This window comes from Nonomuraea sp. CX421, assembly GCF_059358955.1.
On record NZ_JCADBK010000003.1, the window covers coordinates 368,881 to 381,805 of the forward strand.

The 12,925-nt window shown below is 69.6% G+C and carries 17 protein-coding genes; 11 read left to right on the forward strand and 6 right to left on the reverse strand.

The features are described 5' to 3' along the window. Nucleotides 1-128 precede the first annotated feature (128 nt). From AC5L3X_RS07650 to AC5L3X_RS07690, 9 genes are all read left to right on the forward strand, one after another. Nucleotides 129-1,322, forward strand: coding sequence for an ROK family transcriptional regulator (locus AC5L3X_RS07650; protein WP_494855977.1), 1,194 nt, complete (start codon nucleotides 129-131; stop codon nucleotides 1,320-1,322). 372 nt (nucleotides 1,323-1,694) lie between these two features. After that, nucleotides 1,695-2,348 carry a hypothetical protein gene (locus AC5L3X_RS07655; protein ID WP_189127880.1) on the forward strand — a complete coding sequence of 218 codons (654 nt, stop codon included), beginning with the start codon at nucleotides 1,695-1,697 and terminating at the stop codon, nucleotides 2,346-2,348. Beyond that, the gene (locus AC5L3X_RS07660) at nucleotides 2,349-2,858 is read left to right on the forward strand and encodes a hypothetical protein (protein WP_189127879.1); all 510 of its coding nucleotides are present in this window, start codon (nucleotides 2,349-2,351) and stop codon (nucleotides 2,856-2,858) included. A gap of 2 nt (nucleotides 2,859-2,860) precedes the next feature. After that, the gene (locus tag AC5L3X_RS07665; RefSeq protein ID WP_494855980.1) at nucleotides 2,861-3,376 is read left to right on the forward strand and encodes a hypothetical protein; all 516 of its coding nucleotides are present in this window, start codon (nucleotides 2,861-2,863) and stop codon (nucleotides 3,374-3,376) included. Further along, on the forward strand, nucleotides 3,377-3,547 hold the full coding sequence (locus tag AC5L3X_RS07670; RefSeq protein WP_189127877.1) for a hypothetical protein: 171 nt from the start codon (nucleotides 3,377-3,379) through the stop codon (nucleotides 3,545-3,547). An 87-nt stretch (nucleotides 3,548-3,634) separates the two neighbouring features. Beyond that, nucleotides 3,635-4,108 (forward strand): hypothetical protein, encoded by a 474-nt coding sequence (locus AC5L3X_RS07675; RefSeq protein WP_189127876.1) that lies wholly within the window; start codon nucleotides 3,635-3,637, stop codon nucleotides 4,106-4,108. Beyond that, nucleotides 4,105-4,482: a MauE/DoxX family redox-associated membrane protein gene (locus tag AC5L3X_RS07680; RefSeq protein WP_494855983.1), complete on the forward strand. Its 378-nt coding sequence runs from the start codon at nucleotides 4,105-4,107 to the stop codon at nucleotides 4,480-4,482. The genes AC5L3X_RS07675 and AC5L3X_RS07680 overlap by 4 nt, the downstream gene beginning before the upstream one ends. 136 nt (nucleotides 4,483-4,618) lie before the next feature. Beyond that, complete coding sequence (locus AC5L3X_RS07685) at nucleotides 4,619-5,122, forward strand: SigE family RNA polymerase sigma factor (protein ID WP_494855985.1); 504 nt, start codon at nucleotides 4,619-4,621, stop codon at nucleotides 5,120-5,122. Next, nucleotides 5,119-6,192, forward strand: a complete 1,074-nt coding sequence (locus AC5L3X_RS07690; RefSeq protein WP_494855986.1) for a TolB-like translocation protein — start codon at nucleotides 5,119-5,121, stop codon at nucleotides 6,190-6,192. Before AC5L3X_RS07685 ends, AC5L3X_RS07690 begins: the two co-directional genes overlap by 4 nt. Before the next feature lie 12 nt (nucleotides 6,193-6,204). On the opposite strand, the gene AC5L3X_RS07695 is transcribed toward AC5L3X_RS07690, so the two are convergent. The 5 genes from AC5L3X_RS07695 to AC5L3X_RS07715 form a co-directional block, all read right to left on the reverse strand. Further along, the gene (locus AC5L3X_RS07695) at nucleotides 6,205-6,546 is read right to left on the reverse strand and encodes a hypothetical protein (protein WP_494855988.1); all 342 of its coding nucleotides are present in this window, start codon (nucleotides 6,544-6,546) and stop codon (nucleotides 6,205-6,207) included. 265 nt (nucleotides 6,547-6,811) lie between these two features. Then, the gene (locus tag AC5L3X_RS07700) at nucleotides 6,812-7,009 is read right to left on the reverse strand and encodes a hypothetical protein (RefSeq protein WP_494855990.1); all 198 of its coding nucleotides are present in this window, start codon (nucleotides 7,007-7,009) and stop codon (nucleotides 6,812-6,814) included. A 172-nt stretch (nucleotides 7,010-7,181) separates the two neighbouring features. Beyond that, nucleotides 7,182-8,006 (reverse strand): lasso peptide biosynthesis B2 protein, encoded by an 825-nt coding sequence (locus AC5L3X_RS07705; RefSeq protein WP_494855992.1) that lies wholly within the window; start codon nucleotides 8,004-8,006, stop codon nucleotides 7,182-7,184. A gap of 5 nt (nucleotides 8,007-8,011) precedes the next feature. Further along, nucleotides 8,012-9,892, reverse strand: coding sequence for an albusnodin/ikarugamycin family macrolactam cyclase (locus AC5L3X_RS07710; protein ID WP_494855994.1), 1,881 nt, complete (start codon nucleotides 9,890-9,892; stop codon nucleotides 8,012-8,014). A gap of 206 nt (nucleotides 9,893-10,098) precedes the next feature. After that, on the reverse strand, nucleotides 10,099-11,088 hold the full coding sequence (locus AC5L3X_RS07715) for an ROK family protein (protein ID WP_225262900.1): 990 nt from the start codon (nucleotides 11,086-11,088) through the stop codon (nucleotides 10,099-10,101). Nucleotides 11,089-11,456: 368 nt separating this feature from the next. Here AC5L3X_RS07715 and AC5L3X_RS07720 point away from each other — a divergent pair, with 368 nt between their 5' ends. Then, entirely contained in the window at nucleotides 11,457-11,783 is a 327-nt protein-coding gene (locus AC5L3X_RS07720) for a hypothetical protein (RefSeq protein WP_494855996.1), read from the forward strand. Next, nucleotides 11,780-12,250, forward strand: coding sequence for an acyl-CoA thioesterase (locus tag AC5L3X_RS07725; protein ID WP_494855998.1), 471 nt, complete (start codon nucleotides 11,780-11,782; stop codon nucleotides 12,248-12,250). Before AC5L3X_RS07720 ends, AC5L3X_RS07725 begins: the two co-directional genes overlap by 4 nt. Here AC5L3X_RS07725 and AC5L3X_RS07730 read toward each other — a convergent pair. After that, complete coding sequence (locus AC5L3X_RS07730; RefSeq protein ID WP_494856000.1) at nucleotides 12,232-12,804, reverse strand: dihydrofolate reductase family protein; 573 nt, start codon at nucleotides 12,802-12,804, stop codon at nucleotides 12,232-12,234. The two genes, AC5L3X_RS07725 and AC5L3X_RS07730, sit on opposite strands and share 19 nt — an antisense overlap. Nucleotides 12,805-12,925: the final 121 nt, after the last annotated feature.

The window sequence follows — 12,925 nt, forward strand, 5'->3', positions numbered from 1 at the left end:
GTCCGATCGTCCGCTGACGGTTCTGATGGGGCGTGCCGCCGGGGACTCCCGGTCGCGGCCCACCGGAGTATCGTCCGGTTCAGACACGCTTTTTCCAGCTGAGTGGCCAGACGGTTTCGGAGGTCAGGTTGGGCCAGGAGGAGATCCGCCGGCACAATGTCGGCACCCTGCTCCGACACGTGCACCTGAGCGGCTCGCTCTCCCGCGCGGCGCTGGCCGAGCGGATGAGGCTGAACCGCAGCACCATCATGGCGCTGACGGCGGAGCTCACCGCGGCGGGCCTGGTCCGCGAGGAGCTTCCCACGGAGACCGGCCGGGCGGGCCGCCCGTCGCTGGTGGTCCGGCCTGACTCCAGCCGGGTGTACGTGCTGGCTTTCGACGTCGCCGTGGACCGGCTGGTGGCCGCCCGGGTGGCGCTGGGCGGGATCATGCTGGACCGCAGGGAGGCGGTCCGGCCGCGCGCCGGGGCCGACCTCGACTGCGTGGTCAAGGTGCTCGCCCAGTTCGGTCAGCAGTTGCACCAGGCGGCGCCGCCGGGGTCGGTGTGTGTCGGCGTCGGCGCGTCGTACTGCGGAATGATCCGGCCCGGCGACGGCATGGTGCGCTTCGGGCCCGACATGGGCTGGGTGGACCAGGCGTTCGGCACCGAGCTCGGCCGCCGGCTCGATCTCGGCCTGCCGGTGCCGGTGGGCAACGAGGCGCATCTCGGCGCACTGGCCGAACAGCAGCGCGGAGCGGGCCTCGGCCGCCAGAACCTGATCTACTTACACGGAGACGTCGGGGTGGGCGGCGGCATCATCGTCGGCGGCAAACTGCTGGACGGCGACAGCGGATACGGTTGCGAGCTCGGGCACATGGTGGTCAACCCGTACAACGGGCGCCCCTGCGGGTGCGGCTCACATGGCTGCCTGGAGGCGGAGGTCGGCGAGCGGGCCCTGCTCGACGCGGCCCGCCGGCCCGCCGAGTGGTTCGGCCGTGACGCCGTGCGGGCCGTGGTGGACGACGCCGACCGTGGCGACCCGGTGGCTCAGGGCGCGCTGCGGCACGTAGGCGACTGGCTCGGCATCGGAGTGGCGAACCTCTGCAACCTCTTCAACCCCGGCATGGTGATCTTCGGTGGGATGCTGCGCGAGATGTACCCGGGCGCGGCGGCTCAGGTGCGCGCCCGCATAGCCACCAACGCGCTGCCCGTCGCCCGGGAGCGAGTACGGCTGCGCATCTCGGCGCTGGGAGACGATGCCACCCTGGTCGGCGCCTCCGAACTCGGCTTCTCCGAGTTGCTGGCCGACCCGCTGGGCGTGCTCGCCCGCACGGCGCGGTGACCCACCGCCTTTCCGAGGCGGGATCGCCCGCGAAAGCAGCCCCATCGGCGGGAATGGCCCATGCGATTTCCGGCGCGCGCAATTCGCCACTCCTCCGGCCCGCCTTTGGCGTGGAGAACCCATTACGGGCCTTCATCCGATGGGCCGCGAGGCTCATGATCAGGCACTTTACAACCCCTGGTAGACAGGTCTTGACCGCCCGGTTCGATCATGAAACACTGCGCCCAGGCAGCCCCTAATCCCATTATTGGTCATTCGACAAGGGACAGCTGTATGGCACATTTATCCACAGTCCGCGCGGTCGATAACTCCATCATTCAACTAGAAGTCGAAGACGCCGACAAAGACGCCCTGCATTCATGGTGCGGTCACGTGCGCTACCTCCCTAAATACGGGAGCCGTAACACGACGGCCGACGTATGGGCACTCGAACTCGCCCCGAAGTCCTCGCTCGGCTCGGCGGTGTTCTCGGTCGGCGGGCGCGAACGCGAGCGCTTCTCCCTGGCCGGCGGCGAGCTCGTCATCTACGACTGCAAGACCCCTCAGGACGCCCGATGGGCAGCCTGGCTCGGGCCCTGGCACATGGCGCACGGCATGTTCTACGCCCCCATGTGGGAGTCGCAGGACATCGTCGAGACCTTCACCAGGGTGGCCTGGACCGACACTCCCGAGGGCCTGACCGCCGATGCCGGGCAGCGGTTCGACCTGTCGATGGCCCTCTACATCCAGACCATCGCGGGCGTCGGAACCCTGCACGTCCAGACGAAGCAGGCGGGAGCGAAGCAGATCCCCAAGTGGCGCGGCTACGAGGCCCCCGCGGGTGAGATCTGGCGCCTGGAGGCCGCGCCGGACTCCCAGACGCAGCCGCTGCTCATGGTCACCGACTCGGCCGTGGTGACCCTGACCCCGTGGGACGCCCCCCGCGAATCACAACCGGGCGTCTCGGTCCGCGCGAAGGGGATCGCACCGGAGGAGTCCGCCGCCGACTTCCTGACCAAGATCAAGCGCCTCGCCTGGACGGCCTGAGTGGACCCGACGTCAGCCGCGGTCATCGTGCTCGGCATACTCGTCGCCCTGCTGTTCGCGGCCGGGGCGGGCCTGTATCGCCGGGTTCGCGAGCTGGAGATGGCCACCTACAACGGCGTCGGCGTACGTTTCGGCGCGGGACAGGACGAACAGGTACGGTCCGCCGTCACGACCCCGAACGGCACGACCCTCGTCGTCAAGGTCAACCGGCAGTGCTCGACCTGTGAGGATGTCCTGCTCGCCGTCGGCAAGCTGGCTCCCGAGCTGCCCGGGGACCACTCCTTCGCCGTGGTCTCCGACGATCCGGGATTCGACAAGAGCCTCCCCGCGGAGGTTCGGGTGATCAAGGACCCGGCGATCTGGCGGTCCGTGACCGTCCCCTACGCGCCCGCCCTCCTCATCGTCGACGCAGCTGGGCTGGTGGTGTTCACGGCCCCGCTGGGGTCCGGCGACGCGCTGGTGGACGTCGTCGAACGAACAGTACTGAGACGAAGGGAAACACAGCCGTGACCATGGCCGGCCAGAAGAGATCGATCCTCGACCAGATACCGAGCGCGCAGGAGCCACCCGAAGCGGCGCTCCCGTCCCATGTGGCCCCGGTCAAGGAACGCTGGAGCCGCAGGCGGATGTTCGGCATGGCGTTCGGCGTGGCGACGGCGGCCGGGCTCGGCGCCCTGGACCTGCTGCCGGGGGCCCGGCCGCGCAGCGCGGCGGCCGTGGTCTACAAGACCTACCACGACACCTGCAAGGGATTCATCAACGCGAGCACGGTCTGCGTGCCCCCCACCGCGTACTACGGTTCCGACAACTGCACGAGTGGCTGGCACCGGGATGACGGCTACTCGGGCACCTGTGTCAGCATCAACTACACCTCTTACGCCGACACCTGCGCCGGCCGCAACGCGTGGCGTTGGACCGGCGGCAGCACCACCAGCACGCGACGCAAGTGCTCCGACGGCTACTACTACTCGGTCACCTGCGGCAGCAGCGGCTCCGGCCGGTTCTCGATCTGCCGGACCGCGATCTAGGTGCGTACCACCACGACGGCCTCCCTCCGTCTGCTGGCGCCAGGTCTGGCGCTGATCGTGGCGGGGGAGGCGGCCGTGCTCGCCGCGCGGGCGCTCGGCGCCGGCACGACCGGCTTCACCTGGCTGGTCGCGGCCCTGGTCGCCGGGTTCTCGTTGTCCGGATCCGTTTGAAGCCTCAACAGCGCCTGGGTGCTGTCCTCGTCGGTCCGGCGGGGTTCTGACGTTTCCGGTTTCGTCTTCGGGCTTTTCGTGGGGGCGATGGCCACCGCGTTCGCCTTCGTCGTGGTCGGCTCACTCGTCCGTGCGCCGTTCCCCTTACTCGTCCTCCAGATTCTGGTCGCCCTCGCGGCCGTCGTCCTGCTGCTTCAGGAACTCGGCGTGCTCAAGTTCCCGATACTGCAGAACGCGCGCCTGGTCCCGCAGTTCGTCACCGGGATCCCCTTCTGGGGGTCGGTGCAGTTCGGCATGGAAATGGGCACCGGAATGCGGACCTACTCCCCGACCGCGCTGCCGCACATCATGGCGATCTCCATCGTGTTCCTCGCCTCATGGCCGGAGGCGCTCCTGGCGGGGGCCGGTTTCGCGCTGGGCAGGGCGGTGATGCTCCTGACGTTCGTGGCCGCCCGGAGCAAGATGGCCGCTGACACCGCCTTCTACTTCGAACTGCCTCGGTTGAGGCCGTTGTTCGTGATCCTGGCGATTCCGATGATCGTGCTGCTGGTGATCGCGTGATCATCGTCCGGTACGCCCTGGGGGTCGTCCTGGTCCTCGCCGTCGTCGGAAAGCTCCGCGCCTTCGGGGCTTTCCGCGACAGCCTGGCGAACTTCGGGCTCCGGTTCCGGATCGCGTCGGCGGCGGCCGGCGCGATCGTCGCCGTCGAGGCACTGACGGCCGCGGCCCTGTTCTCCTCCGTGCCCGACCTGGCCGTAGGGGTGGCCGGCACCCTGCTGGGCATCGCGTTCACCGGAGCGCAGACCTACCTGCTGGCCGCCGGGAGACCCGCTGCCTGCCAGTGTTTCGGCGTCCGCGAGACGGTGTCGGCGTGGACCTGGGTCAGAGCGGCCCTGGTCCTGGTGATGGGCCTGGTGTTGCTCGGCGCGGCCTGAGCGCGCCGCTCCACGGGCTCCCGCCTGCGCGATGCCGTACCGTGCGCGCCTCTGGGTCACCCCTGACGGCCTCAACCTTTCGCGGGCGGACGGAGTCTTCAATGGTGAGGCCGTCCAACGGAAGGACTGTGTCCGGGTGACCGACACCGAAAGTTTCCGAGAGTTCGTGGCCGCGCGCGGCCTGGCCCTGTCCCGGACGGCCTTCCTGCTCACGGGTGACCACACCCACGCCGAGGACCTGCTCCAGGAGACCCTGGTCAAGGCGGCGGCCCGCTGGCGCAAGATCATGACGGTGGCCGATCCCGAGGCGTACGTACGCAAGATCATGCTCAACCAGCTGCGCACCTGGCGCCGCCCCCGCCGGCTGACCTTTGTCCCCACCGCCGACCTGCCCGAGGCTCCGGTCCACGAGGACCGGTCCACGCAGACCGAGCTCAAGATCATGCTCCGGCACGCCCTCGCCCTCCTCAGTCCCAGGCAGCGGATCGTGCTCTACCTGAGGTTCTACGAGGACCTCCCGGAGGCGGAGGTCGCCGCGCGGCTGGACTGCTCCGTCGGGACGGTCAAGCGGCACGCGCACGACGCGCTCAACCGTCTGAGAAAAGTGGCTCCGCAACTGCTGGAGAGGGTGCATCCGTGAACCTTCGCGACACGTACCACGAGCTCGAACAGGAGGCGCGTGACTACGCCGACGCGGGCCGCGCGCTGCGCGTCCTGCGCCGTCGCCGGATCGCGCGGACCGCAGCGGGAGCCGCCTGCGCGGCGCTGGTGATCGTCGGTGGAGTCGGCCTGCGACAGAGCCTGACGCACCCGTCCGGCGACACCATCGTGGCGGTCCCGGCGACGTCCGGCTCCGCGGAGCCCTCTCCGGCCTACCCGGCACTGCCCGCGAGCGGCCCGATCGGCCGGGGCGCGGCCGTCTACACACCGTGCAGACACGCCTGCCCCACGCTGCTGGCCCTCACGGACGGCCGGCGCTACCTGCTCGGCACCCGCACCGTCAACCCGCCGGGCAACCTCACGCTGTCCCCCGACGGGCGCTGGCTCGGCAGGCCGACCGCGAGCGGTTACGAGCTCAGAGACCTGCTGGGCGACACGACCCACCGCGTCGCCTCCCCGTCGACCGGCGGGCCGGACACCGCCTACAGCCCCTGGACCTGGTCCGCCGACTCCCGGCGCGTGATCCTCGGCTACCACGCGAGCGGGAAGGTCGCCGAATACACCGACGTGGACCTCGCCACCGGCCGCCTCACCACGCCGCGCCTGCCGGACGGGTACGAGCCCGTCGGCATCATGCCCTCGGGCGAGCTGGTCCTCCTGGACCGGTCACAGGACGGCGAGAACACCCGCAGGCAGGTCGAGCTCCGTACGGGCGGCTCGACCGTGACCCTCCAGGCGACCGGAGACGGGGTGCTGGCCGACGCCGACCACGGCCTGTCGGTGCAGGTCAGCGGCGGCCGCGTCTTCCTGCTGGAGTACACCGGGGAGAAGGTCGCGGTCCTGGAGTTCGGCCAAGGGGGCGCCCTCGTGTCGCGCACGCCCCTGGCGGACGGCCACTATGCCGTGGGCCCCACGCCGGACGGCTATGCCGTCATCCAGCTCCCCCCTGACCAGCGGACCGGACGCCTGCGGCTGCTGTCAGCCGGCCGCCTCCTCCACGAGTTCCCCGGCGAGGCGGAGATCGTCATCCCCGGCGGCGCCAGGCACTGACCTCAGGCGTCGCTATTCACACTCCGACACCTCGCGCTGGATCTGCGCCTCCTTGTCGCCGAAGGCCTTGAAGTCGTTCGTCACGTCCACCTTGCCGTCAACGAAGCCCTGCAACGTGGCCTGGTCGCCGTGCTTCAGCATGGCAGCGGCCATACAGTCCCAGGTCGAATCCGGGACGTCCTTCGCCTCCGGGGTCTCCTTCAGCTTCGCGACCAGAGCGGCCTTGTCGACGCCCGCCGCGGCAGGCGCACCCGAGGTGTCCTCAGCACCGCCTCCGCAGGCGGCGAGGGTGGAGGCCAGAGCCAGAGTCACAAACGCCAGCGAGGCGGGACGAGCGGCACGCGAAATACGCATAGGAACCTTCCGGAAAGGGGCATGGCGAAAGAACGCCACGCGGAGTCAGACGATCAGTGATGCGCCCGCAGTGCCTGATCGGCTGCCGAGGCACCGAGGCCCCGACCACAGGCACGCTGGAGACATCTCCTCGGCGGAGAAGCTCGACCATGATCATAACGAACGCCACAGGTCCGGCCACCGGTTTCGCGACATCACGTACGCGCTTCCGAGTCATTACTCAATGACCCCAGCGACGCCACTCTGCGTGCCGGACGCCCTCGCGTCAGTCGTCCTCCCTTTTAGGGCGGGAGAGCAGGTCGTTGAAGAGCGTGGCCACGCCGACGGCGATGGCGACGGGTGCGGCGAGAGACGGCTGGAAGATCACGACACCTCCCGTGCCCGTGGCCGCCGCGATCAGCAGGAGCAGTTTCCAGTCGGGTCCTCTGTCACGTCCGGTGGAACGGCGCAGATAGCGCCCCATTTCCCATCACCTTTTCGGCCGACCCCATTTTTCGGGGCCCTTTCTCAGGGTCTCCTTGCTCGGATCTTAGGTCGCTAGTTCTCTAGAGAACAACGCCCGTTCAGTCGCACCAGAAAACGGCACAACATGAATCCGCGCGGGAGCGGCGAAATTTGGTGCCGTCCCTTTCGAATTAGCGCCGCAACGAGGTGGGCCACCGAAACAGGCGTTCAGAACGAAGCGGCCACTGTTGTGTGTCCAGCGGGCGTAGCCGGTGATAGGGCGGGCCGTAAAGACGGTCTTCGTCGTCCTCTACGCGCTGTCCCTGCGTCTCGACCCAGGCGTGGAAGGTGAAGGGGTCGGGCAGCACTCCCCAGCACCAGTCGAGCCGGTGCCCCAGGGCCGCGGCCCAGAGCACGGTCGCCAGGGAGATCTCGAAGCAGGCGGCGCGTCCAGGGAAGATCGCCGCCGCCTTCTTCACCTCTGCCGTCATGCGTTCCGCTCTGTCGACCGGGAGCGGCCGGTGGCCCAGCCGGCGATGCGCCCGACGCGCGAGCCGGGAGGAGAAGCGCACGGGCAGGGCCAGCAGCGTCACCGCGGCCAGCAGGAACACGACGCTCGCCGGACTCGGCCGGCCCGCCGGGCCGCGCGCCATCGGCACCCCGCTGGCCCGCCGTTCGCCCCCCTCGGCCTCCTCGGCTTGTTCGGTCTCCTCGGTGTTCTCGATCCCGGGCGCGCTCGTACTCGCCGAAGGTGGGGCCGGACGCAGGAGGCCCGCTTCGCGAAGCTCGGCCACGAACGCGGTGACATCGGCCCGGAGGCGCTCGCGCGGCTGGTCCACGTGCCGGTCCGCGAGCGCCTCGACCGCGTCGGCGACGGTGCCACCGCTCCGCAGCACCTCCCACACCAGAGCCGCAGTGGAGTTCAGCGCGTGGCAGTGCTCCGTTCGTACGTCGACGACCACCACGCCGTGTTCGTCGGTGTGGCGGTAGAGCTCCGGAAGCGTGGACGAGGCCATGGCGGTCAAGTGTCGCGAAGCGCGATTTCCATCGCCAGGAGGCGACTGAACGAACCGAGCGGCACAGGGGCACCGTGACACAGGCGGGTCAGCGTGACAGTGACCGCGCGCGGGTCCACGACACCGAGATCCACCAGCCTCGAATCCGCCAGGAGCGCGGAGATCTCACGACGCGCCCGGCGTGCGCCCAGGTACTCCTCCGCCTGATAGGCGCCTTTGGTCGTACGGGACAGCGCGTCGTTCGGCACCAGGTCGCGCAGCGCCGCGACGAGCAGCGGTTTGAAGCGGCCCCGCTCGGCGCGCAGCACGGCGGGGACGGCCAGGCAACCGCGGATCACGGCCCGGTCGAGGTAGGGGGCGTGCACCGCGACCCCCACCCCGGCGCCCAGCTCCCGCAGGTAACGCTGGGCGTGCGCGGCCGAGCGAAGTTCGGCCAGCGCGGCGTGGTCGGCCGGGCCCGCGCCGTCGGGCATGGCCCTGGTCGTGGCGGGGTCGGTCGCGAGGTCCGCGAGCTCCGACCGCACCCGGGGCGCCAACCAGCCGATGGCCTCTCCCGGGACGCTCCACCACGACACGGCGTCCGCCGGTGACCCTGCCGCGCGTGGCGGAACGCTCAGACTCCGTCCCAGTTGGCGCAGCGCCGTCGCGGGTGACGTACGGGCGAGCCGTACCGCCCGGAGCATGAGATCGCCGGGCGAGATCTTGCGCAGCTGGGCGAGAGCGGCGCTGTCCTTGGCCAGCCGGACCACCGAACCCGCCCTGACCAGGTCGGCCAGATACGCGGGCGAAGGGTGCAACAGCGCGTCGGCGCCCTCGCCGGTGAGATGCGCCCCGGATCCGTGAGCGGCCGCCCAGCGAAGCCGCAGCATCGCCCTGCGATGAGCCAGAGCCCCCGGCGCGGGGCGATCGGCCCAGGCCTGGTCCAGCCGCTGGTAGGGGAGGGTGTCCGGGGTGCCGCGAACGGTCGCGAGCCTGATGCGCCGATCGGCCCCCGCGACCCGGACGGCCTGGGCGAGGTCGTCCGCCGGAGCGGACGGATGGTGATAGACGACGGCGTCGACGACCTCCGGTGACAGCCGCGCGGCCAGCAGGGCGAGCGCGGTGGAGTCGACGCCGCCGCTCAGATCCGAGGTGACGACGCCGGAGCGGCGCCGCAGACGCACGGCCTCCACCAGAGCCGACCGCAACGCCCGAGCCCCCTCGGCCGGATCGGTCACCCGCTCGGGCAGCCATGGGGCGTAACGCCGCACCTCGACGCCACCGGACCCGGCGGAGACCAGCTGACCGCCGCCGACTTCGCGAACACCCCGCAGGAACGACCTGCCCTCCGCCAGCGGCAGCACGTGCGGGCAGACGACGTCGACCGCGGCCGCCAGCGGGTCCGGCTCGCGCCCGTGCGGCCAGGCGTGCGACGAGACCAGCCACCCTCCGCCGCGGGCGGCCAGATAGAAGGGGAACTGCCCCGCGAGATCGCTGTAGATCTGGATCCTGTCCCGTTCCACCAGGACACACGCGTACGCTCCGGGCAACTCGGTCAGCAGGTCGGGGCCGGCGCCGTCGATCGCGGTCGCGAGCCGGGCGGCGATCTCCTCCTGGGAGGCGAGACAGTGACCGGCGACGAGCAGGCGGGCGGAGCCGTACGTGGCCGTGGAGAGGTGTCCGGGCGGCCAGAGCCCGTAGGCCCTGACGCCCTCGATCCCGGCCCAGACGGGATGGCCCGGCAGCTCGGGATCACCGCTCAGGCGACCGTCGCGCAGGTGGACGAGGAGCCCGGGAAGTGACCGTTCACCAGTAATACTGCGAGTTGGCGTCGGCGTTGCCGCTGGAGGCGTTGCCGCGGAAGAGAGCCCTGATGCGTCCCAGATCGATGATGACCGGCGGTTCATAAGCAGGCTCCGGCGACGGCGCGTCAGCACGATCTTCGGACGGGGTGTCCGACACGGCGATCATCTCTTTCTGGGAGTCCGGCTATGGCTGTACGGACTCTACTCACCCGCGGCTCCTGGCACCGGCCGGCCGGGCAATCCGGTGCCCGGCCGTTGAGCCGCCGCTGGGTGGCCGTTGGGCCGCCGTTGTAGCCGCCCATGGGCCGTCAGTTGAGGTGGCCGGCCAGGCCGAGCAGGAGGGCGCCGTGAGTGGCGGCATCGAGCTCGCCGATCAGCACCGGCACCTCTCGGGCCCACCCCGAACGGTCCATCTCCCTGCGACACTCGTCCAGCACCAGCTCGAAGCCGGGCGCGACCGTACCACCGAGCACGATGGCGTGCTGGTCGGCCGCGACCGTGGCGCTCACCAGGCCACGCCCCAACTGGACCGCCGCCCGCCGCAGCACGTCGAGGCAGACCAGATCACGGTCCCGTGCACGAGTGATGAACTCCTCGATCGTGCCCGGCGGTGCGACCTGCCGGGCGTGGCACTTGACGAAGGCCTCCTCCAGGAGCGCGGGCGCGGTGACGTACCCCTCCAGGCAGCCCCTGAGCCCGCACCAGCACTCCCTGCCCGCCAGGTCGACGGACAGATGCCCCACGCTCACGGCCCTGCCCCGGGCGCCGCGCACATGCGTGTTGGCCAGCATCAGGCCGCCGGTGACGTGCGCCGACACCTGGACCGACAGCATGGTCTCGAAGGCGTGGTTGTAGGTCTGTTCGTAGAAGGCCGCCAGGCGCGCGTCCGTGTCGATCACGACCTGGATCCGGTCGCCCGGTGGGAGCGCGAGCGCCTCAGCCAGCAATCGCCCGACCGGCCTCGTGTCCGCCCAGGTCGGCACGGGGTCGCTGGGTAACAGGGTGCGCGCGTGAACCGCCCACGGAACCGCCATCCCGAGCGTGGCTATGTCCGCGCGATGCCTTCCGATGCTCTGGGTCATCGTGTGGACGGCTTCGGCGGTCTCGGCCACCCATCCGTTGCCACCGGAGATTCCCTGACTGACCGTCATCAGCTGGATGTCGTCCTTGGGCTCGTGCACCAGGCGACCCGCGACCCGGACTCCGTGCAGCCCGACCGAAATCCCGAGGGCGACGCCGGTGGTCTGTTCGAGCTCGATCGGCCGGTTGGTGTTCTTGACGATGCGGTCGGCGCGCATTTCCTGCACCGCTGAGGAAATGGTGGCCGGGGAGAGCCCGGTCCGTCGTACCAGCTCGCTCTGCGATCCCGGGCGACACATGATGGCCCTGATGATTTTGGTGCGATTTTCTTTTCGCGTGCCGTCCGAGTCGCTCAAGAGTTTTCGCGCGTCAAGCACGGCTCCCTCGCAGACAAAATCAGAATTCTGAGATGCGAGACCTCGATGGTGACACAGTTCGTTCGATTCGAAAAGTTGCCCGGTCGCCGCCGTCGTCGGTCGTCTCGACGTTCGCGCAGGGGATGAGACCGATGCCGGCCATCTTCCTCCTCCACCGGTGAGAACGCGGTCATTGCATAGCGATCGCTATCGATTGCTATGCTATCGCCATGGAAGAGCCGTCCTCGTCGCACATGCGCCAGGTAGCCGCGGCGCTACGCCAGATCAGTGCTGGATTCGCGGCACTGGCCGACGCCATCTCCGCCGACGCGACTGAAACCCCAGCCGAGACCCGCTATCGCACACTCATCTCCGAATGGGGGCGGCGAGGCCTGACAAGAGCCGAGGCCAGTGCCTTGTTCCGCAAGCACGGCTTCTCGCCCCAGGCGGCGGGTGGCTGGGTCCGTGGCGACTGGCTGGAGATCCGCGACGACGGCCGCCGCTACCTGACTGATCGTTCGCTGCGCTGGCCTGCCGAGCAGGGAGACTCCCGTTGACCGAGCCGTTCAGCGTCCGCCTGGAGGTCCGCAGCTACGAGGTCGACCCGCAACTCCATCTCAACGGAGGCTTCTACATCCAGTACGCCGATCATGCTCGCTTCGCCTGCGTCCAAGCCGCGGGAATCTCCGTCGACGACCTTCTCGGCAGCGGCATCGGCCCGGTCAATCTGGAGACCGTCATCAAGTATCACCGCGAGCTACGTGGCGGCGACCAGGTCGACGTCTCATGCGGGTGGGAATGGGGCGGCGGCAAGACCTACCGGGTGCACCATCGGTTGCGGCAACCGAACGGCACCGTGGCCGCCGAAGTCAGCCATGTGAGCGGACTGCTCGACCTCAGGACACGCCGCCTGATCGCCGACCCCGTCCACGAATGGCGAATCCGAGCGGAGCGGCCCGCACTTCTGGGCCTCCAGCCCCGTGAGGCCGGCATCTCCTCGACGGTTCAACGGCGGACTCGATAGAGCAGGTGCAGCACCCGGTCGCCCTGGATCACCGTGTGCGGGTCCTCGAGCAGATACTGGGCGTCGACCGACCCGAAGTACCGCTTGCCTGAGCCGAAGACCACGGGCACGACGTCCATCGCCACCTCGTCCACCAGGCCGAGGGCGAACGCCTGACCTCCGACGTCGCCCGCCGCCACGGCGACGGTACGCTCCCCCGCGAGCTCCTTGGCCTTCGCGATCGCCTGTGCCACGTCATCGACGAAGTGGTACGACGCCTCGGGATGCCATCCCTCGGGCTTGGGCCGGTGCGACACCACGACCACGTGTTCACCCGCCGGCGGTGCGCCCTCCCAGCCGTTGGTGATGTCGAACAGGTGACGCCCGATCACCGTCGACCCGATGCTCGCCCACATCGGCTTGACGTACTCGGCCGAGGACCGCGAGATCCCGCCCAGCGCGCCCAACTCGACGTCGCCGTTGGAGTACCAGTCGAACAGAGGACCAACCTGATCCTTCGCGTCGGCGATGAAGCCGTCGACCGACACGACGTTGTGCATCACCACGGTGCTCATACCATCTCCTACGTGTTCCGAGGACTTGACCTTGCTCATGTCATCTCGTTCGTCGTCGCGAGCCCGTCGACCCGGCTCGCCAGGCGGGACCGGGCTGTCCGGCCACTCACCTGTCGTCTCA